General features: G+C 74.0%; 21 protein-coding genes and 1 tRNA gene. 10 read left to right on the top strand and 12 right to left on the bottom strand.

Annotation, left to right across the window (positions count from 1 at the left end; all coding sequences use genetic code 11):
* Positions 1-7 precede the first annotated feature (7 nt).
* Positions 8-907, top strand: a complete 900-nt coding sequence (locus ACFPLC_RS34810; RefSeq protein ID WP_378191016.1) for a serine hydrolase — start codon at positions 8-10, stop codon at positions 905-907.
* A gap of 44 nt (positions 908-951) precedes the next feature.
* Positions 952-1,281, top strand: coding sequence for an antibiotic biosynthesis monooxygenase family protein (locus ACFPLC_RS34815; RefSeq protein ID WP_378191014.1), 330 nt, complete (start codon positions 952-954; stop codon positions 1,279-1,281).
* Between the two features lie 70 nt (positions 1,282-1,351).
* Here ACFPLC_RS34815 and ACFPLC_RS34820 read toward each other — a convergent pair whose 3' ends face one another.
* Both ACFPLC_RS34820 and ACFPLC_RS34825 read right to left on the bottom strand, forming a co-directional pair.
* On the bottom strand, positions 1,352-1,483 hold the full coding sequence (locus tag ACFPLC_RS34820) for a hypothetical protein (RefSeq protein ID WP_378236026.1): 132 nt from the start codon (positions 1,481-1,483) through the stop codon (positions 1,352-1,354).
* Between the two features lie 36 nt (positions 1,484-1,519).
* Positions 1,520-2,086 carry a cysteine hydrolase family protein gene (locus tag ACFPLC_RS34825; RefSeq protein WP_378191012.1) on the bottom strand — a complete coding sequence of 189 codons (567 nt, stop codon included), beginning with the start codon at positions 2,084-2,086 and terminating at the stop codon, positions 1,520-1,522.
* Positions 2,087-2,138: 52 nt separating this feature from the next.
* Between ACFPLC_RS34825 and ACFPLC_RS34830 the strand changes: the two genes are divergently transcribed.
* Entirely contained in the window at positions 2,139-2,429 is a 291-nt protein-coding gene (locus ACFPLC_RS34830; protein ID WP_191311189.1) for a hypothetical protein, read from the top strand.
* Here ACFPLC_RS34830 and ACFPLC_RS34835 read toward each other — a convergent pair.
* Together ACFPLC_RS34835 and selD are read right to left on the bottom strand one after the other, a co-directional pair.
* On the bottom strand, positions 2,426-2,632 hold the full coding sequence (locus ACFPLC_RS34835) for a DUF2795 domain-containing protein (RefSeq protein WP_191311191.1): 207 nt from the start codon (positions 2,630-2,632) through the stop codon (positions 2,426-2,428). The genes ACFPLC_RS34830 and ACFPLC_RS34835 overlap by 4 nt on opposite strands.
* Positions 2,633-2,688: 56 nt before the next feature.
* A complete protein-coding gene (selD, locus tag ACFPLC_RS34840; protein ID WP_378191009.1) occupies positions 2,689-3,681 on the bottom strand; it encodes a selenide, water dikinase SelD in 993 nt (330 codons plus the stop codon).
* Between the two features lie 54 nt (positions 3,682-3,735).
* Between selD and ACFPLC_RS34845 the strand changes: the two genes are divergently transcribed.
* From ACFPLC_RS34845 to ACFPLC_RS34855, 3 genes are all read left to right on the top strand, one after another.
* Positions 3,736-3,830: transfer RNA gene (locus ACFPLC_RS34845), tRNA-Sec, on the top strand.
* Positions 3,830-5,113 (top strand): L-seryl-tRNA(Sec) selenium transferase, encoded by a 1,284-nt coding sequence (selA, locus tag ACFPLC_RS34850; protein WP_378191006.1) that lies wholly within the window; start codon positions 3,830-3,832, stop codon positions 5,111-5,113. The genes ACFPLC_RS34845 and selA overlap by 1 nt, the downstream gene beginning before the upstream one ends.
* Positions 5,104-6,831, top strand: a complete 1,728-nt coding sequence (locus tag ACFPLC_RS34855) for a SelB domain-containing protein (protein WP_378191004.1) — start codon at positions 5,104-5,106, stop codon at positions 6,829-6,831. Before selA ends, ACFPLC_RS34855 begins: the two co-directional genes overlap by 10 nt.
* Here the strand turns inward: ACFPLC_RS34855 and ACFPLC_RS34860 are convergent.
* Positions 6,828-7,664 carry a helix-turn-helix transcriptional regulator gene (locus ACFPLC_RS34860; protein WP_378191001.1) on the bottom strand — a complete coding sequence of 279 codons (837 nt, stop codon included), beginning with the start codon at positions 7,662-7,664 and terminating at the stop codon, positions 6,828-6,830. The genes ACFPLC_RS34855 and ACFPLC_RS34860 overlap by 4 nt on opposite strands.
* Here ACFPLC_RS34860 and ACFPLC_RS34865 point away from each other — a divergent pair.
* Positions 7,663-7,794: a hypothetical protein gene (locus ACFPLC_RS34865; protein ID WP_378236027.1), complete on the top strand. Its 132-nt coding sequence runs from the start codon at positions 7,663-7,665 to the stop codon at positions 7,792-7,794. The genes ACFPLC_RS34860 and ACFPLC_RS34865 overlap by 2 nt on opposite strands.
* Positions 7,791-8,564 carry an SDR family NAD(P)-dependent oxidoreductase gene (locus tag ACFPLC_RS34870; protein ID WP_378190999.1) on the top strand — a complete coding sequence of 258 codons (774 nt, stop codon included), beginning with the start codon at positions 7,791-7,793 and terminating at the stop codon, positions 8,562-8,564. The genes ACFPLC_RS34865 and ACFPLC_RS34870 overlap by 4 nt, the downstream gene beginning before the upstream one ends.
* On the opposite strand, the gene ACFPLC_RS34875 is transcribed toward ACFPLC_RS34870, so the two are convergent.
* From ACFPLC_RS34875 to ACFPLC_RS34885, 3 genes are all read right to left on the bottom strand, one after another.
* The gene (locus ACFPLC_RS34875; protein WP_378191536.1) at positions 8,555-9,433 is read right to left on the bottom strand and encodes an alpha/beta fold hydrolase; all 879 of its coding nucleotides are present in this window, start codon (positions 9,431-9,433) and stop codon (positions 8,555-8,557) included. The genes ACFPLC_RS34870 and ACFPLC_RS34875 overlap by 10 nt on opposite strands.
* Positions 9,434-9,499: 66 nt before the next feature.
* Entirely contained in the window at positions 9,500-9,682 is a 183-nt protein-coding gene (locus tag ACFPLC_RS34880) for a CsbD family protein (protein WP_308670772.1), read from the bottom strand.
* 87 nt (positions 9,683-9,769) lie between these two features.
* A complete protein-coding gene (locus tag ACFPLC_RS34885) occupies positions 9,770-11,035 on the bottom strand; it encodes a cation:proton antiporter domain-containing protein (RefSeq protein ID WP_378190997.1) in 1,266 nt (421 codons plus the stop codon).
* On the opposite strand from ACFPLC_RS34885, the gene ACFPLC_RS34890 reads away from it, so the two are divergent.
* Positions 10,977-11,516: a hypothetical protein gene (locus ACFPLC_RS34890; protein WP_378191555.1), complete on the top strand. Its 540-nt coding sequence runs from the start codon at positions 10,977-10,979 to the stop codon at positions 11,514-11,516. The two genes, ACFPLC_RS34885 and ACFPLC_RS34890, sit on opposite strands and share 59 nt — an antisense overlap.
* A gap of 39 nt (positions 11,517-11,555) precedes the next feature.
* A complete protein-coding gene (locus ACFPLC_RS34895) occupies positions 11,556-12,860 on the top strand; it encodes a cytochrome P450 (RefSeq protein ID WP_378190995.1) in 1,305 nt (434 codons plus the stop codon).
* Here ACFPLC_RS34895 and ACFPLC_RS34900 read toward each other — a convergent pair.
* From ACFPLC_RS34900 to ACFPLC_RS34915, 4 genes are all read right to left on the bottom strand, one after another.
* On the bottom strand, positions 12,844-14,154 hold the full coding sequence (locus tag ACFPLC_RS34900; protein ID WP_378190992.1) for a DJ-1/PfpI family protein: 1,311 nt from the start codon (positions 14,152-14,154) through the stop codon (positions 12,844-12,846). The two genes, ACFPLC_RS34895 and ACFPLC_RS34900, sit on opposite strands and share 17 nt — an antisense overlap.
* Before the next feature lie 2 nt (positions 14,155-14,156).
* A complete protein-coding gene (locus ACFPLC_RS34905) occupies positions 14,157-14,546 on the bottom strand; it encodes a hypothetical protein (RefSeq protein WP_378190990.1) in 390 nt (129 codons plus the stop codon).
* A gap of 86 nt (positions 14,547-14,632) precedes the next feature.
* Positions 14,633-15,286 carry a response regulator gene (locus ACFPLC_RS34910; protein WP_378190988.1) on the bottom strand — a complete coding sequence of 218 codons (654 nt, stop codon included), beginning with the start codon at positions 15,284-15,286 and terminating at the stop codon, positions 14,633-14,635.
* Positions 15,283-16,377, bottom strand: coding sequence for a sensor histidine kinase (locus ACFPLC_RS34915; RefSeq protein ID WP_378190986.1), 1,095 nt, complete (start codon positions 16,375-16,377; stop codon positions 15,283-15,285). The genes ACFPLC_RS34910 and ACFPLC_RS34915 overlap by 4 nt, the downstream gene beginning before the upstream one ends.
* Positions 16,378-16,426: the final 49 nt, after the last annotated feature.

Below are 16,426 nucleotides of genomic sequence, written 5' to 3' on the forward strand. Positions count from 1 at the left end.
CCCGGTGATGGCCGAGGCGCTGGTCCGCGACTTGCGCGCGGAACTCGACGAAGGTGGCCTGCGTGGCTCGTTCCTGGTCCGCGACCTGCGATCGGGCGCCGAGCTCGGCATCGACCCGGACCGCGAATACCCGATGGCGTCCCTGGTCAAGGTCCCGCTGGCGGCGGCGACCCTCGAGCGCATCCGCCGCGGCGAACTCGACGCGGCGACCCAGCTGGAGGTGGCGCCCGGCCGGGTCACCACTCCCGGGCCGACCGGCCTGACCCGGTTTCGGCACCCGGCCCGGATCGCCCTCGGCGACCTGCTGTACCTGAGCACATCCCTGAGCGACGGAACGGCCGCGGACGTCCTGTTCGGACTCACGCCGCCCGCGGAGGTCACGCGGATGCTGGGGGAGTGGGGACTGGGCGGGATCGCGGTGCGCCACCTGCTGCGCGACCTCGTCGAGACCCCGGCCGAGCGGTTCGACCCGGGCGAGGCGGACCTGGCCCACGCGCTCGCGATCGGCGCGTCGACGGCCGGCCGGGGCCACCGCCTCCCGCAGCTCGACGTCACGCGCGCGAACTCGGCGTCGGCGCGGGCGCTGCTCTCACTGCTGCAGGCACTGTGGACACCGTCGAAGATCGACCCGTCGGTGGCCGGCGGCGTGCGCGAGCTGATGGCGAACAACCTGATTCGCCACCGCTTGACGCCCGACTTCGCTTCCGACGCCGCCCGGTGGTCGTCGAAGACGGGGACGCTGCTGAACCTGCGGCACGAGATGGGCGTGGTCGAGCACGCGGACGGCGGCGTGTTCGCGGTGGTGGCGCTGACGGAATCGAGGGTGCCGGCGGTCCTCCAGCCCGAGGCGGAGATCCTGATGGCCCGGGTGGCCCGAGCCCTGCGCGACGAGGTGCGCGGAGGCTGAGAAAACCGCTTGGGCGGCCGGGACCGGCGACTTACGCTCCGGCGGTGTCGTTCACCAGACCCGAACCCCCGTACTACGCGGTGATCATCACGAGCACCTTGGACGCGGACAACCTGGACGGTTACGCGGAAATGGATGCGCGGATGGGCGAGCTCGGCCGCGCCCAGCCGGGCTACCTGGGCCGCGAGTCGAAAACGGACGCGGACGGCCACGAGCTGACGGTGCTCTACTACCGCGACGCCGAGTCCATCGCGGCGTGGAAGCGGCACCCGGAGCACCGGGAGGCCCAGCGCCGGGGGCGGGAGCAGTGGTATGCGGGGTACCACATCGAGGTGGCCCGGGTGGAGCGCGCGTACGGCTTCGAGCGGGAGTAGCGGGCTGGCCTCCCGGCCGCTCGCTCAGGTCTCGCGGCTGGAGAGTAGGGCGCGGCCTGCGGCACCGCGGCTACTTCCGGGCCGCCCGCAGGCTCGCGGCCGGAACAGTGGCTCCAGCCCGGGCACCCGCCCAGGTTCGCGGCTGCAGCGGCCGAGCCCGGTCCGCGGCACCCCGGCCACCGCCCAGACTCGCGGTCGCCACCACGCGCCCCCAAGCCACCCGCCCCAGCGCACAGCCTCAGGCCGGTGCCTTCACCCCGAACTCCACCTCCGCGGTCTCCACCGTCCCGGCGGTCCGCCCCGGCGCGGTCTGGTACTTCCAATACAGGTTCGTGTGCGCGATGACCTGCCCCGGCGGCGGGGCCCCGTACGCCGACAGGTCCTCCGTCGAGTGCGCGTCCGACACCAGCGTCACGTCATACCCGCGGGCCAGGGCTCCGTGCAGTGTGGAGCGGATGCACGCGTCCGTCTGCGCGCCGGCCACCACCAGGGAACCGATTCCGCGACTCGCCAGGACCTCCTCCAGATCCGTGTCCTCGAACGAATCGCCGTACAGCTTGTGCACCAGCGGCTCCTCCTCGCGGCGGACCAGCTCCGGCACGTACTCCCACGTCTGGCTGCCGCGCGGCAGCTCGTCGCTGCTGTGCTGGACCCACACCACCTCGGTGCCCGCCGCCCGGGCTTTGTCGACCAGCGTGACGAGGTTGGCGAGGACGGATTCGCGGTCGTGCGCCGTCTCCATCACGCCGTTCTGCACGTCGATGACGAGCAGCGCGGTGTGCGGACGGTCGGTCAATGTCGTCATGGCGTCACCCTAGCCACGGGGACCGACAATTTCCGGAAGTAGCATGCGCCGCATGGACTACGGGATGCTCTTGCTCGGTGTCGTCGCGCTCGTCGCGGTCGTGGGGCTGGCGTCGTCGGCCACGGACCGCAGGCTCGCCCGGGTCGACCGCCGCCTCGCTCGGGTGGAGCGGAAGCTCGACGCGATCGCCGGGCACCTCGGTGTCGCCACCGACGAGCCGGAACTCGCCGAGGTGGCCGAGCTGCTGCGGCAGGGCAAGAAGATCCAGGCGATCAAGGCCTACCGCGAGCGCACCGGCGCGGACCTCAAGGAAGCCCGCGACGCGGTGGAGCGGCTGGCCTAAGGCGCCCCGCCGATGTGCTTGGCGGACACCGCTTCCCACACCGCGTCGAAGTTCTCGTACCGGTCGGTGTCCGGCAGCCCGCCGAGCGAGCCGAGCACGGAGTCGCCGCCGCCCGCCGCGGCCGCCCGGCGCAGGAGCTCGTCGCGGCCGCACGGGTACTCGGTCTCGGCCAGGTGCTGTTCCAGGCTGGTCCGGTCGTGCATCGCCCACCTCCTGATCGTTCTCCGCCCCGCTTACCCGGGGCGGCCGGAGCGGAAACTCACCCCACGACGATCGTGTGCTCCGACCGCGGTTCGAGGGAGCCGATCACCGGGTGGCCCGGCAGCTCCCCGGCCACCAGCAGGCCACCGGACGTCTGCGCGTCCGCCAGCAGCAACGCCTCCTCTTCCGGGAGCCGGGACAGGTCCGCGTGCGGGCGGACCCAGTCGAGGTTCCGGCGGGTGCCGCCGCTGACGTACCCGTCGCGCACCGCCTCCCGCGCGCCCTCGAGGTACGGGACCGCCGCCGGATCCACCCGGGCCGTCACGCCGCTCGCGCGCGCCAGCTTGTGCAGGTGCCCCAGCAGGCCGAAGCCCGTCACGTCGGTCGCGCATACCGCCCCGGCGGCCAGCGCGGCCCGGGACGCCGGCGCGTTCAGCGTCGTCATCGCGTCGATCGCCTGCTCGAACCGTTCGCCGGTGGCCTTGTGCCGCGAGTTCAGCGCCCCGATGCCGAGCGGTTTCGTCAACGTCAGCGGCAGGCCCGCCCGGCCCGCGTCGTTGCGCAGCAGCCGCGAGGGATCCGCGACGCCGGTCACCGCGAGCCCGTACTTCGGCTCCGGGTCGTCGATGCTGTGCCCGCCGGCCAGGTGGCAGCCGGCCTCGCCGCAGACGTCGAGGCCGCCGCGCAGCACTTCGGCGGCCAGTTCGAACGGCAGCGTTTCCCGCGGCCAGCCGAGCAGGTTGACCGCGACCACCGGCGTGCCGCCCATGGCGTAGACGTCGGAGAGCGCGTTGGCCGCGGCGATCCGGCCCCAGTCGTAGGCGTCGTCGACCACCGGGGTGAAGAAGTCCGTGGTGGCGACCAGCGCGGTGTCCCCGGAGATGCGGACCGCGGCCGCGTCGTCGCCGGTGTCGAGGCCCACGAGCAGCTCGCCCGGCGGCGAAACGGGCGCGGCGCCGGTCAGGCCGGCCACGGCCGCTTCCAGTTCGCCCGGCGGGATCTTGCACGCGCAGCCACCGCCGTGCGCGTACTGCGTCAGTCGGAAACCCACCGGTTCATCCTGCCTTCCTGGCGCGGACTTGGCAGGATGGCTGCCATGGTGCAGGGAGGCGTATCCGGCCTGGTGACCGGCGCGGTCTTCAAAACCGTCGAACGGCAGGTACTGCCGCTGGCGGGTTCGATTCCCGTCCGCCTCCGCCATGCCTGACCCGCGCCGCGCGATCCCGCGGACCGACGCGGTCCTGGCCGAGCCCCGGATCGCCAAGGCCGCCGGGTCGCTCGGCCGGGACCTGGTGAAATCGGTGGTCAACGACGTCCAGCGAGCCGCGCGAGCGGGGGAGATCGCCCCGGAAGCCGTCGCCGACGCGGTGCTCGAGCGGCTCCCGGCGAGCGCGTCCTCGCTGCGGCCGGTGCTCAACGCGACCGGCGTCGTCGTGCACACCAACCTCGGCCGGGCCCCGCTTTCGGCCGCCGCGCTCGAGGCCGTCACCGCGGCCGGCGGCGCCACCGACGTCGAATTCGACCTCGCGACCGGCGACCGGGCCCGCCGCGGCCGAGGCGCCCTCGCGGCGCTGCGGGCGGCCGTCCCGGACGCCGGCGCGGTCCACGTCGTCAACAACAACGCGGCCGCCCTGCTGCTCTGCGCCCTCGCGCTGGCCCCGGGCCGGGAGATCGTCGTCAGCCGGGGCGAGCTGGTCGAGATCGGTGACGGCTTCCGCATCCCGGACCTCCTGGAGTCGGCCGGCGCGCGGCTGCGCGAGGTCGGGACCACGAACCGGACGTCGGCCCGGGACTACGCCGCGGCGATCGGCCCGGACACCGGGTTCGTGCTCAAGGTCCACCCGTCCAATTACCGCGTCACCGGGTTCACCGCGGAGGCGGCGCTCGGCGAGCTGGCCGGGCTCGGCGTGCCGCTGGTCGCCGACATCGGCTCGGGGCTGCCGGCCCCGCACCCGCTCCTGCCGGGCGAACCGGACGCGGCGAGCGCGCTGCGGGCGGGCGCCACGGTCGTCACCGCCAGCGGCGACAAGCTGCTCGGCGGTCCGCAGGCCGGGCTGCTCTTCGGCGAGAAGGACGTCGTCGAACGGCTGCGGCGGCACCCGGCGGCGCGGGCCCTGCGCGTCGACAAGCTCACCCTCGCCGCCCTCGAAGCGACGCTGCGCGGGCCGGTCCCGCCGGTGCGCGCCGCGCTCGAAGCGTCCGTCGAGGACCTGCGGCGCCGCGCCGACACCCTGGCCGGGAGCCTGCGGGACTTCGGCGCCGAAGCGGTTGCATCGACGGCGGCGGTCGGCGGCGGGGGCGCGCCCGGCGTCGAACTGCCCAGCGCCGCGGTCAGCCTGCCCGCGCGGTTCGCGGCGGCCCTGCGCGCGGGCGATCCGCCGGTCGTCGGCCGGGTCGTGCGCGACCGCTGCCTGCTGGACCTGCGGACCGTGCGCCCGGAAGAGGACGCGCACCTGCGAGAAGCCGTTCGCCGATGCGGGTGATCGTCACCGCCGGGCACGTCGACCACGGGAAGTCCACGCTGGTGCGGCGGCTGACCGGGATGGAACCGGACCGGTGGGCCGAGGAACGCCGCCGCGGCCTCACCATCGACCTCGGCTTCGCGTGGACCCGGATCGGCGAGGAGGACGTCGCCTTCGTCGACGTGCCGGGCCACGAGCGGTTCGTGCCGAACATGCTCGCCGGTGCGGGACCGGCCCCGGCGGTGCTGTTCGTCGTCGCCGCGGACGAGGGCTGGATGCCGCAGTCGGCCGAGCACCTCGCGGCGCTGGACGCGTTCGGCGTCCGCCGCGGCCTGCTGGTCGTCACCAAGGCCGACCGCGCCGACCCGGCCGCCGCGACGGCCCTCGCGCGGCGGGAGATCGCCGCGACCTCGCTGGGGGACGTCCCGAGCGTCGCCGTCAGCGGGACCACGGGTGCGGGCCTCGATCGCCTGCGCACGGCAATCGGGGACCTCACCGCCGGGCTGCCGTCACCCGATCCGGACGCCGACGTCCGGCTGTGGATCGACCGGGCCTTCACGGTCTCGGGGGCCGGCACGGTCGTCACGGGCACCTTGGCCGCCGGCACGATCGCCGCGGGCGACGAGCTCCTGCTGGGGTCGGCGCGGGTGAAGGTCCGCGCCCTGCAGGCGCTCGGCGAACCCCGCGACCGCGTCGGCGCCGTCGCCAGGGTGGCGGTGAACCTGCGCGGCACCGCACGCGGCGACGTCGGGCGCAGCGACGTCCTGCTCACCCCGGGCCGGTGGCGCACCACGGCCGAGTTCGACGTCCGGCTGCGCGGCGCGGCGGCGGCGGACCTGCATCGCGAACTGGTGCTGCACCTGGGAACGGCGGCCGTGCCGGTGCGCGTCCGTCCACTCGGGACGGACACCGCGCGGCTCACCACGGCCATCCCGCTGCCGCTGCGCACTGGGGACCGTGGCCTGGTCCGCGATCCGGGCGAGCACCGGATCGCCGCCGGGTTCGACGTCCTCGACGTCGACCCGCCCGCGTTGTCTCGCCGGGGCGCGGCGCGGGCGCGTGGCCGCGAGCTGGCTGAAGCTGATCTTGCCCGGGTTTACTTGCACCGCAAGGGTTTTGTGCGTGAAGCAGACTTCGCGGCGATGGGCCTGCGTCCGGTGGGGGAGCGGCTGGGCGAGTGGTGCGCGGACGAGGACCGGCTGACGGAGCTGCGTGCACAGGCGGCCTCGGTGGTGAAGGCGTGGGACAGCACGGCGGCCGGGGTGCCGGTGGAGGCGTTGCGGCGGCGGCTCGGACTCCCGGCCGCGGAGCTGGTCGTCCCCGTGGTGCGGGGCACCGGCTTAGAGGTGGCGGGCGGGCTGGTCCGCCGTCCCGGCGCCGAGCTCGCGCCCGCGGTCGAGAAGGCGCTGGAGGTGGTGGCGAAACGGCTCGCGGAGCACCCGTTCCGCGCGCCGGAAGCGGACGAGCTGCGAGCACTGGGCCTCGGCCGCCGCGAGCTGGCGGCCGCGGTCCGCCTGGGCCGGCTGACGGCGGTCGCCGACGGGGTGGTGCTCGGAGCGGACGTGGAGGAGCGAGCGGTGGAGGAGCTGCGCCGGCTGCCGCAGCCGTTCACGGTTTCGGAGGCCCGGAAGGCCTTGGACAGCACCCGCCGGGTGATGATCCCGCTGCTGGAGCGCCTCGACGCGGCCGGACTGACCGAGCCTCTGGGCGACGGCACCCGCCGCACGACGGCTAGCTAGCGCGGCTGTTCCCCGACCAGCGACTGCGTCCCGATGACGCCCAGCAGGGCCAGCCGGTCGGCCGCGTCGGTGCCCGGCTCGGCCGAGTAGACCATGAGCCGCAGGTCGCTGCCCGCGACGGTGAGGACGTCGCAGTCCAAGGTCAGCGGGCCGACGTCCGGGTGGTCGATCGTCTTGCGGGCGGACTCGTGCTGGCCGACGGCCCCCGATTCCCACAGCTCGGCGAACCGGGGGCTGTGCCGCCGGAGGTCGGCGATGAGCGCTCGGAGCTCCGGGTCGTCGGGGTAGTGGCCCGCGGTCCGGCGCAGGTCGGCGACCAGCGCCGCCTGCAGCGCGTCGCGGGACTCCGGCGTGTCGCGCACCCGGGTGTTCGGGCTCAGGAAATTGCGCCGGACGCCGTTGAGGTCGTGCCCTTCCCCCATGAGGGCGGTGTAGAGCGAGTTGACCAGGAGCTGGTTCCAGGCCGCGTCGAAGACGGCCACGGGGGTGCCGTCGAGCCGGTCCAGCATGCGGTGGACGCCGGGCGGGATGTGCCGCGGGACCGTGCCGGGCCCCGGGGGCGCGAGGCCGGCCAGCCGGAACAGGTGCGTCCGTTCGTCCCGGGTGAGGCGCAGCGCGCGGGCCAGCGCCTCGACGACCTGCGCGGACGGGCTGGTGGCGCGGCCCTGCTCGAGCCGGATGACGTAGTCGGCGGAGATGCCGGCCAGCTGGGCCAGCTCCTCGCGGCGCAACCCGGCGGCGCGACGGCGGCTGCCCGCGGGCAGGCCGGCGGCCTGGGGTGAGACGCGGTCGCGCCAGTGGCGCAGCGCCGTGCCGAGTGCGGTGTTCGCCATGCCCTCGATTGTGCAAGCACGGCGGCCCGTTGTCCTGGTACTGCCGGTCCCAGGAAAACCGGACCACTTCCCGCACCCGGCGGACCGGCCGATCGTGGTGGCAGATCCCGCGAAAGGAACGAAACCGTGAACCAGCTCGCTCTCGTCACCGGCGCCACCTCCGGCATCGGCCGGGCCTTCGCCGAACGCCTCGCCGCGGACGGCTACGACCTGATCGTCACCGGCCGCCGCGAAGACCGTCTCGCCGAGTTCGCCGCCGCCCACCCGGACGTCCGGGTCCGCACGGTGGCCGCCGACCTGTCCACCGACGACGGCATCGACACCCTGGCCGCCCTCTGCGCGGCCGAGCCGTTGACCATGCTCGTCAACAACGCCGGGGTCGCCCACTACATGCCGCTGGCGCAGCTGCCCGCCGCCAAGGCCCGCGAGCTCGTCCACGTCAAGGTCGGCGCGCCCACCATGCTCACCCGCGCGGCGGTCGCGGGCATGCAGGAACGCGGCGGGGGGAGGATCGTCAACGTGGCCGGGATGATCGCGTTCAGCGGGCCCGCCGACGCTTCCGTGCTGCCCCGCCGGGCCGTCTACGCCGGCTCCCTGGCCTATCTCGTCGCCCTGTCCCAGACACTGAACGCCGAACTCGAGGGCACCGGCGTCCGCGTGCAGGTGCTGTGCCCCGGCGTCGTCGCCACCGAGTTCCACGAACGCCAGGGCCTGGACCTGAGCGCGGTGCCCCGCATGGCCGCCGCCGACGTCGTCACCGCGTCCCTGCGCGGCTTCGAGCTCGGCGAAGTGGTGACCGCGCCCGGTGTCGAGGACGCCGGCCTGCTCGACGCCGTCTTCCGGGCCGACCTGGCCGCCTTCGGGGGCCAAAGCCCGGAACTGGCCTCCCGCTACCGCTGAATCCCGCCGAAGAACTCGCCCAGCGCGGCGGCGAGGGCCTCGGGATTTTCCTCGGCCACGTGGTGCCCGGAGGCGATCGCGTGCCCGCGCAGGTCGGTCGTCCACGGCCGCCAGACGGCCAGGACGTCACCGTAGAGGTCTGCCATGTCGTCGTCGCTGGACCAGAGCACGAGGGCGGGGCAGGTGATCCGCCGCCCGGCGGCGCGGTCGGCGTCGTCGTGGGCGCGGTCGACACCCAGGCCCGCGCGGTAGTCCTCGAGCATCGCGGTGACCGTGGCCGGGTCGTGGATCGCGCGGTGGAAGTCGGCGAAGTTCTCCGCGCCGAGCCGCTCGGGGGTGTTCCTCGTGGCGACGTCGTACCAGGCGCCGGGGTCGGCGGTGATCACCCGCTCGGGCTTTTCCGGCTGGGCGAAGAAGAACCAGTGGTACCACTCGCGCGCGAACCGCGCGTCGCAGCGGTCCAGGGCCTCGGCGATCGGGACGGCGTCGAGGATCGCCGCGCCGCGGACGACGCCGGGGTGGTCGAGCGCCAGGCGCGTGGCCACGTAGGCGCCGCGATCGTGACCGGCCACGAAGAACCGCTCGTGGCCGAGGTGACGCATCAGCGCGACGCAGTCCGCCGCCATCGCGCGCTTGCTGTAGGGCGTGTGGTCTTCGTCGGTCGGCGGCTTGGTGGATTCGCCGTAGCCGCGGGTGTCCGGGCAGACGACGGTGAACCGCTCGGCGAGCCGCGGGGCGACGCGGTACCACGTCGTGTGCGTCCGCGGGTGCCCGTGCACCAGCAGGACCGGCGGCCCCGAGCCGCCGTGGCGGACCCGCAGCGTCACGTCACCGACGTCGACGCGGTCCAGCGTGAAGCCCTCGAACACGTCCTGCCCCCAGACATGAGCCCGCTGCCGCGCCCCGGCGTCCGGGGCGCGGCAGCGGAACACGGGTCACTTCTTGTCCGTGACGCCCTTCACGGCGTCCTTGATCTTCTCGCCTGCCTGCTTGAGCGAGCCCTTGGCCTGGTCGGACTTGCCCTCGGCCTGCCACTGCTCGTTGCCGGTGGCGTCGCCGACGGCTTCCTTGGCCCGGCCCTTGAGCTCTTCGCCCTTGTTCTCCAGCTTGTCGTTCATCAGAGTGCACCTTCCGTCGCGGCGACATTTCCGGATCGGCCAGTCGCCAAAAGGGCCTTGCTCCAGAGTTACCCACTGGTTCGGAAACTACACATCGGCCGGCAGGTGCCCGCCCGTCCGCTCGATCCGCTGGATCGCCGGCTCGGCGAGGACGCCGTGCACGATCACCGACACCGCGACGGCGAGCGCGCCGACCCGCCACAGGACGTCTTGCTGTGGCAATGGGAGCCGGTTGAGCGTGTAGGCCAGGTAGTAGATCGTGCCGATGCCGCGCACGCCGAAAAACGCGATCGCCGCGGTGGCGGGGCGTCCGGGCGACGACGCCCCGAGCAGGGACAGCCAGCCCACCAGCGGCCGGACCACCAGCACGGCGATGACGGCGAGCACGACTTCGAGGGGCCGCAGCCCGCGCAGCAGGCCGTCGCCGATGGCCAGGCCCAGTCCCAGCAGGGCGAGCGGGACGAACAGCCGTTCCAGCTGGTGGCCGAAGGCGTGCAGGACGCCGTGGTACTCGTGCTCGCGTTCCTGCGTGCGCACCGCGACCGCCGCGACGAACACGGCGACGAACCCGTTGCCGTGAACCACTTCCGACAGGGCGTAGGGCACGAAGGCGAGTGCGAGCAGGACCAGCCCGTCGGCGTACTCGGCCAGCCGCAACCGGTCCGAAGGCGTCCGGAAGATCGCCCAGCCGAGCAGCCGCCCGGTGACCAGGCCGGCCACCACGCCGATGACCAGCGGCAGCAGCAGGTCCACCAGCACCCACGACAGGTCCATCCGGGGCTGCCCGCTCGCCAGGGCCAGGCCGAGCACGATGAACGGCATGGCGAGGCCGTCGTTGAGCCCGGCTTCGGTCGTCAGCGTGAAGCGGATTTCGTTGTTCCGCGCCAGTTCCGGCTCGACGTCGGGGTGCGGGATGCCGATGTCGCCCGCCAGCACCGGGTCGGTCGGCGCCAGTGCCGCGGCCAGCAGCAGCGCGACGCCGGGGGCGAGCGCCAGCCACCAGTGGCCGAGCAGGGCGATCGCGAGGATCGACACCGGCATCGTGATGGCGAGCAGCCGCCAGGTCGAGCCCCACCTCTTCAGGCCGAACGAGCGGTCGACGGACAGCCCCGCCCCGGCGAGCGCCACGAGCATGCCGAGCTGGGCGAAGGATTCCACGCCGTCCAGGTGGGCGGCCGGGTCGCTCCAGCCATTGCCGTAGGGCTCGGGCAGCGGCAGCATCCCGAGCACGATCCCGGCCACGAGCATCACCAGCGGCACCGAGAACGGCCGGTCGGCCACCAGCTTCGGCACGATGGCCGCGGCGAGCGCGAGCACGCCGGCCACTCCGAACAACACCGTCAACGACGACAACGAACTCCTCCTGCGCACTCGTCCCCGCGCCACTGCGATCGGCCGGGTACCCGGGAGCCGGGTAGCGTGGCAGGAAGAGGCGCGCCGCGGCCCGGATTCCCGGCGCGCGAGCGGCGAAACCGACGAGGAGGCCGCGGTGACGGCGACGAACGGGGCCGGTACGCCGTGCCGGTTCTGCGGCAGGCGGCGCGACCCCCGGGTGCCCGGCCGGAACGGGCCGATCTGCGTGGACTGCGTGCGGGCCGGCCTGCGGGTGGTGCGGGACGGCGCGGACCGGGAGAGCGGCGCGGGTGACGTGCTGGCGGCGGTGACGTCGCCGCTGGCCGCCGTCTGCGACTTCTGCGGCCGCCGGGAGCGCCGGACGTTCCTCGGGCTCCGGCGCCCGCTGCTGCGAGTGGACTGCGCCGCGCGGGACGCGGTGATCTGTGTGGACTGTTTGGACCACGCCGGTGACGTGCTGAACGTCGCCCTGCGCGGCTGAGCGCGTTTCCGGGACGGCACCCGCGGGTAACCGGGCGCCATGACGTCCACTCGGGAACACCGCACGCACCCGGAGCCCGCTTCGGTGGCCGAAACCCTGCGTGTCGCGCTCGAAGTGGCCCTGCCCACGCTGGCCGGTGGGGTGATCAAGCGCCGTCCGGCGGCGATGGCGGTGGCCGGGAAGCTGCAGTTCGACCGCCGGGCCGTGCGGCTGTTGCGGCGCCTGCACGACCGCCACTACGGGCACCCGCTGAAGCTGCGCGTGCCCGGCCGGTCCGTCGGGCTGGCTCTGTCCGGCGTGGACGTGAAGCGGCTGCTGGCCGGCGCGCCGACGCCGTTCAGCCCGTCCACAGTGGAGAAACGTGCCGCACTGGGCCACTTCCAGCCGCACGGCGTCCTGATTTCGGACGCGGCCGAGCGGCCGGCCCGCCGCCGGTTCACCGAAGCCGTGCTGCAGCTCGGCCGTCCGCTGCACGAGCTGGCGGCCCCGTTCGCCCGGGCCATCGCCGAAGAGGCGGCCGCGCTGATGTCGGCGACGCTCGACTGGGACACCTTCAACGTGACGTGGTGGCGCCTGGTCCGGCGCGTGGTGCTCGGCTCGGCCGCCCGTGACGACACGACGCTCACCGACCAGCTCGAACGGCTGCGCCTCGACGCGAACTGGGCGTACGCGCACCCCAAGCGCAAGCAGCTGCGCGAGGAGTTCCGGCGCCGCCTGGCCGAGCACCTGAAGCGGGCCGAGCCGGGCAGCCTCGCCGCCGTGATCGCCGCCGAAGACGCGGCCGACGCCGCCGATCAGGTGGCCCACTGGCTGTTCGCGTTCGACGCGGCCGGCATGGCGACGTACCGGACGCTGGCGCTGCTGGCGAGCCACCCGGCGGAGGCCGAGCGCGCCCGCTCGGAGCTGGACGGCCTCGACCTCACCGAGCCCCATCAGCTGAGCTACCTGCGCGCGTGCGTGCTGGACGCGGTCCGGCTGTGGCCGACCACCCCGATGATCCTGCGCGAGACGACCGAAGAGACGTCCTGGGGCCCGGCGGGAACGACGGTGCTGATCTTCACGCCGTTCTTCCACCGGGACCCGGACCTGCCCTACGCGGACCGGTTCGAGCCGGACCTCTGGCTCGACGGCCGGGCGGCGGAGAACCCCGCTTTGGTCCCGTTCAGTGCGGGCCCGGCGATCTGCCCGGGCCGGGACCTGGTCCAGTTCTGCGCGAGCACGATGCTGGCGAACCTGCTGCGCGAGCACCGGTACGAACAGGCGTCGGGACCGGTGCTGTCCCCGGAGCACCCGCTGCCGGCGACCCTGGACAACTTCCACCTGAAGCTCAAGCCGGTCGGCTGAGCCGGTTCCGCCGCACCCGGACCACCACGACGACGCCCGCGACGCCGAGCAGCACCAGCGCGATCGGCAGCGCCGTCGGCAACCAGGGCCACGCGTCACCTTCGAACACGATCCCGTCGGTGGGCAGTTCCAGGACCTTCGCCGTCCACTGCGCGGTCGCCACGTCGGTGTGGCGGGACAGCCCGCTCACCGCGGTGTCGTAGGGGAAGCCCGGCCGGTCGTGGACGTACTCGGGGGCCGGCGCGCCGGGTGGCGGCGTGATCCCGCGCGTCGCGCCGGGGACGAGCAGCCGGTCGAGCCGCGCCGAGGCGAGGGCCGCGCGGGGCAGGAACGTCAGCCCGTGCCGGGACCGGATCGGGCCGCCGTCGATGCTGACCGCGAGGGTGCGCGAAGACAACGACTGGCCTTCGGTGTCGAACACCGACGCGAGTTCGACCTCGCCGACGCCGTTCGCGAGCAGCACGCCGATCTCGTCGGGGTTCCAGCGGAACCCGGCGTTGACGATCGCGGCCGCGTCCGGCACGCCGGCCGGCGCGTGCACGGGCACCGCGGTGCCGTAGCGGCGCCAGCCGATGGCCGCCGCGGCGTCGGCCGCCACCGCGGGCCCGGCCAGGCGCTCGACCCAGTGGAGCGTGCCGTCGATGCCGGAGAGGATCCCGGCGGTGGTCACGACGTTCCCGTCGTCGACGAACCGCTCCCCGCGCACCCACCGCACCGCCGGGTACTCGGCGGCCCAGGCGTCGACCTTCAGCCAGTGTGCGGTGGCCGGCCGTCCGTCGAGCAACCCGGCGGAGGCGAGCACCGCGCCGCCGTTGCAGACGCTCAGCAGCTTCGAGCCGTGGGCGGCCTGCTCCCGCAGCCACCCGGTCACCGGCTGGGTGGTGGGCTCGCCGACGTCCGGGAACGCGGGCACGACGACGAGGTCCGGCGCGGCCCCGCCGAGCCGGGCGGCCAGCCCGGCGAAATCGAGGTCGGGCACCACGTCGAGGCCGCCGGTCAGCGGCTTCGGCTCGCGGTGCGACGCCACCGTGTAGACGTTGAACCGGCCGGTCGCGGCCAGGATCTCGTAGGGGGCGAGCGCGTCGGAGACGACCGCACCACGGTCGCCGATGACGACCACCGCGGTCGGCTTGGCCGGGTCGTGGGCGACCGGGGCCGCGGCGGGGACGGGCCGCGCCGGGCCGGGGGCGTAGAGGGCGTCGAACGCCGCGAGCGCGGAGACGGTCGCGCCCACGGCGGGGACCACCAGCACGGCGATCACCGCCGCGAGGAGGAAGGCGATGCGCTTGAGCATGATCAGTGCCAGTACTCGGCGCGGCGCCACACCATGGCGGCGAGCATCAGCGGGAACATGACGACGTGCCCGGCGACCATCAGCGCCGTCCCGGAGATCGCGCCCAGCCAGTAGGGCACGAGCAGCGCCGCGAACGGCAGGTACATCACGGCGGCCATCTCGGCGATCCGCGGCCACGAGTGCCGGCGCAGCGCCATCGCGAGCACCATCGCGACGGTCATGTTCGTGGCCATCACGAGCGCGTCGGCATCCGGGCGCTCGAGCCAGGCGGCGGGCCACAGCGGGCCGAGCGCCACCATGCCGATGAGCATGGCGGCGACCATTTCGACGTAGTGGCCGGCGAAGCGGGCGAGCTTGCGGGTGGTGGTCCGCGGGGCTGTGGTGGTGGTCATGGTTCCCTCCAGGTTGGTCCTGGAAGGAGCATCGCGGGTTCCGGGCGTGCGGCCAGGTGCCGGAAGTCATGACCGGGGGTCATGGTCTAGAGCAGGCCGAGGTCCCTCGCCCGCAGAGCGGCCTGGGTGCGGTCGCGCGCCCCGAGCTTGCCCAGCACGTTCGTGACGTGGTTCTTGACCGTGCCTTCGGCGAGGAACAGGGCAGCGGCGATCTCGCGGTTGCTGCGGCCGTCGGCGAGCAGGCGCAGCACGTCGAGTTCACGCTCGGACAGCGGCACCACGAGCGGCTGCGGCCGGGGTTCCGGCGCGTCCGGCAGCTGCGCGAACCGGGCGAGCACCTTCGCCGCCACCGAGGGCTGCAGCACCGACTCCCCGCGGGCCGCGGCCAGCACCGCCTCGACCAGCCGCGCCGAGGAGACGTCCTTCAGCAGGTAACCGACGGCGCCCGCGCGCACGGCGGCGAAGACGTCTTCGTCGTCGTCGAACGTGGTCAGCGCGATGACCCGGGCGCCCGGCTGCTCCACCCGCAGCCGCCGGGTGGCGGCCACGCCGTCGAGGACCGGCATGCGCAGGTCCATCAGGACGACGTCCGGTGCCAGCGCAGCGGCTTGGCGCAAGGCTTCGTCGCCGTTGCCGGCTTCGCCGACGACGTCGATGCCGTCGTGCGTGGTGAGCAGGGTGGCGAGTGCTTCGCGGAACAGGGCCTGGTCGTCGACGAGCAGGACGCGGACCGGCGTCATCCGGGGATCTCCATGGTCAGGGCGCTGCCGCGGCCGGGGGTCGAGGTGAAGGCGAGCTCGCCGCCGAGGTGTTCGGCCCGTTCACGGAGGCCGACCAGGCCGAAGCCGGTCGACGCCGCGCCGTCGCTGCCCCGGCCGTCGTCGCGGACCTCGACCCGGACCGCGCCGGCGGCGTAGCCGAGGACCACGTCGGCCGTCGAGGCGCCGGCGTGCTTGCGGACGTTCGTCAGGCCTTCCTGCGCGGCCCGGTAGAGCGCTTCGCGCTGCTCGTCGGCCAGCGGGCGTTCGGTGCCGGTCACGGTGAGCCGGGCCGTGACGCCGGTGGCCGACGTCTCTTCGGCGAGGGCTTCCAGCGCCTCCGGCAGCGGTGGGACGGGCCGCGGTTCCCGCAGCGTCCGCACCGAGCGGCGCACCTCGGCCAGCGCGGTTTCGGCCTGCTCCTGCGCTTTCGCCAGCACGTCGTCGGCCTTGGCGGGATCGGTCGGCAGCACCGCCCGCGCGGCCTTCACCTGCATCTGGACGACGGTGAGCGAATGCCCGAGGCCGTCGTGGATGTCGCGCGCGACGCGGTTGCGTTCCTGTGCCGTCGCCAGCCGCTCCGCCTGGGCGGCGTGGTCACGGAGTTTCGCGTAGGCCTCGGCGAGCTCGCTTCGCGAGCGTTGTTCCCGCAGCGACAGTTCGGTGATGATCGCGGCGAACAGCACCGACATGAGCGTGCCGATGCCTTCCCGCAGTCCTTCGCCCAGCGACATCCCGAGGTGCACCAGCGGGATCACGGCGATGACGAGGGCGATCGCGGGCCGCGGCAGGCGCAGCAGCACGCACTGGCTGACCAGCACGACCAGGTACAGCGTCGTCCCGACCCCGGCGTCGATGGTGAAGAGCACGAAGGCCAGGGGCAGCTGGACGGCGACGTAGGCCGCACCCCAGGCGAGCTGTTCGCGGCCGCGCACCCAGCCGAAGACCACGGTGGCGAGTACGGCGAAGACCGCGCCGAGCGCGAGAGCGAGCCAGGGTTCCCCGGAGCCGAGGACCCCGAGCACGATCGAGAGGAAGGCGCCGCAGGTCAGCACCCCGAGGGCCCGGTTCATGCGGTCACTGTGGAGGGTGCGGGCGTTCGCGGTCAACCACGAAAGCGTT

This window comes from Amycolatopsis plumensis, assembly GCF_042652605.1.
Taxonomy (GTDB): Bacteria; Actinomycetota; Actinomycetes; order Mycobacteriales; family Pseudonocardiaceae; genus Amycolatopsis; species Amycolatopsis plumensis.

Excerpts from the sequence above, each read along its gene's own strand:
- ACFPLC_RS34810 (WP_378191016.1), top strand. The coding sequence starts at position 8 with ATGGCCGAGGCGCTGGTCCGCGACTTGCGCGCGGAACTCGACGAAGGT.
- ACFPLC_RS34825 (WP_378191012.1), bottom strand. The coding sequence starts at position 2,086 with ATGACGACATTGACCGACCGTCCGCACACCGCGCTGCTCGTCATCGAC.
- ACFPLC_RS34830 (WP_191311189.1), top strand. The coding sequence starts at position 2,139 with ATGGACTACGGGATGCTCTTGCTCGGTGTCGTCGCGCTCGTCGCGGTC.
- ACFPLC_RS34835 (WP_191311191.1), bottom strand. The coding sequence starts at position 2,632 with ATGCACGACCGGACCAGCCTGGAACAGCACCTGGCCGAGACCGAGTAC.
- selA (WP_378191006.1), top strand. The coding sequence starts at position 3,830 with ATGCCTGACCCGCGCCGCGCGATCCCGCGGACCGACGCGGTCCTGGCC.
- ACFPLC_RS34855 (WP_378191004.1), top strand. The coding sequence starts at position 5,104 with ATGCGGGTGATCGTCACCGCCGGGCACGTCGACCACGGGAAGTCCACG.
- ACFPLC_RS34865 (WP_378236027.1), top strand. The coding sequence starts at position 7,663 with ATGCCCTCGATTGTGCAAGCACGGCGGCCCGTTGTCCTGGTACTGCCG.
- ACFPLC_RS34860 (WP_378191001.1), bottom strand. The coding sequence starts at position 7,664 with ATGGCGAACACCGCACTCGGCACGGCGCTGCGCCACTGGCGCGACCGC.
- ACFPLC_RS34880 (WP_308670772.1), bottom strand. The coding sequence starts at position 9,682 with ATGAACGACAAGCTGGAGAACAAGGGCGAAGAGCTCAAGGGCCGGGCC.
- ACFPLC_RS34890 (WP_378191555.1), top strand. The coding sequence starts at position 10,977 with ATGGCCGCGGCGAGCGCGAGCACGCCGGCCACTCCGAACAACACCGTC.
- ACFPLC_RS34895 (WP_378190995.1), top strand. The coding sequence starts at position 11,556 with ATGACGTCCACTCGGGAACACCGCACGCACCCGGAGCCCGCTTCGGTG.
- ACFPLC_RS34900 (WP_378190992.1), bottom strand. The coding sequence starts at position 14,154 with ATGCTCAAGCGCATCGCCTTCCTCCTCGCGGCGGTGATCGCCGTGCTG.
- ACFPLC_RS34905 (WP_378190990.1), bottom strand. The coding sequence starts at position 14,546 with ATGACCACCACCACAGCCCCGCGGACCACCACCCGCAAGCTCGCCCGC.
- ACFPLC_RS34910 (WP_378190988.1), bottom strand. The coding sequence starts at position 15,286 with ATGACGCCGGTCCGCGTCCTGCTCGTCGACGACCAGGCCCTGTTCCGC.
- ACFPLC_RS34915 (WP_378190986.1), bottom strand. The coding sequence starts at position 16,377 with ATGAACCGGGCCCTCGGGGTGCTGACCTGCGGCGCCTTCCTCTCGATC.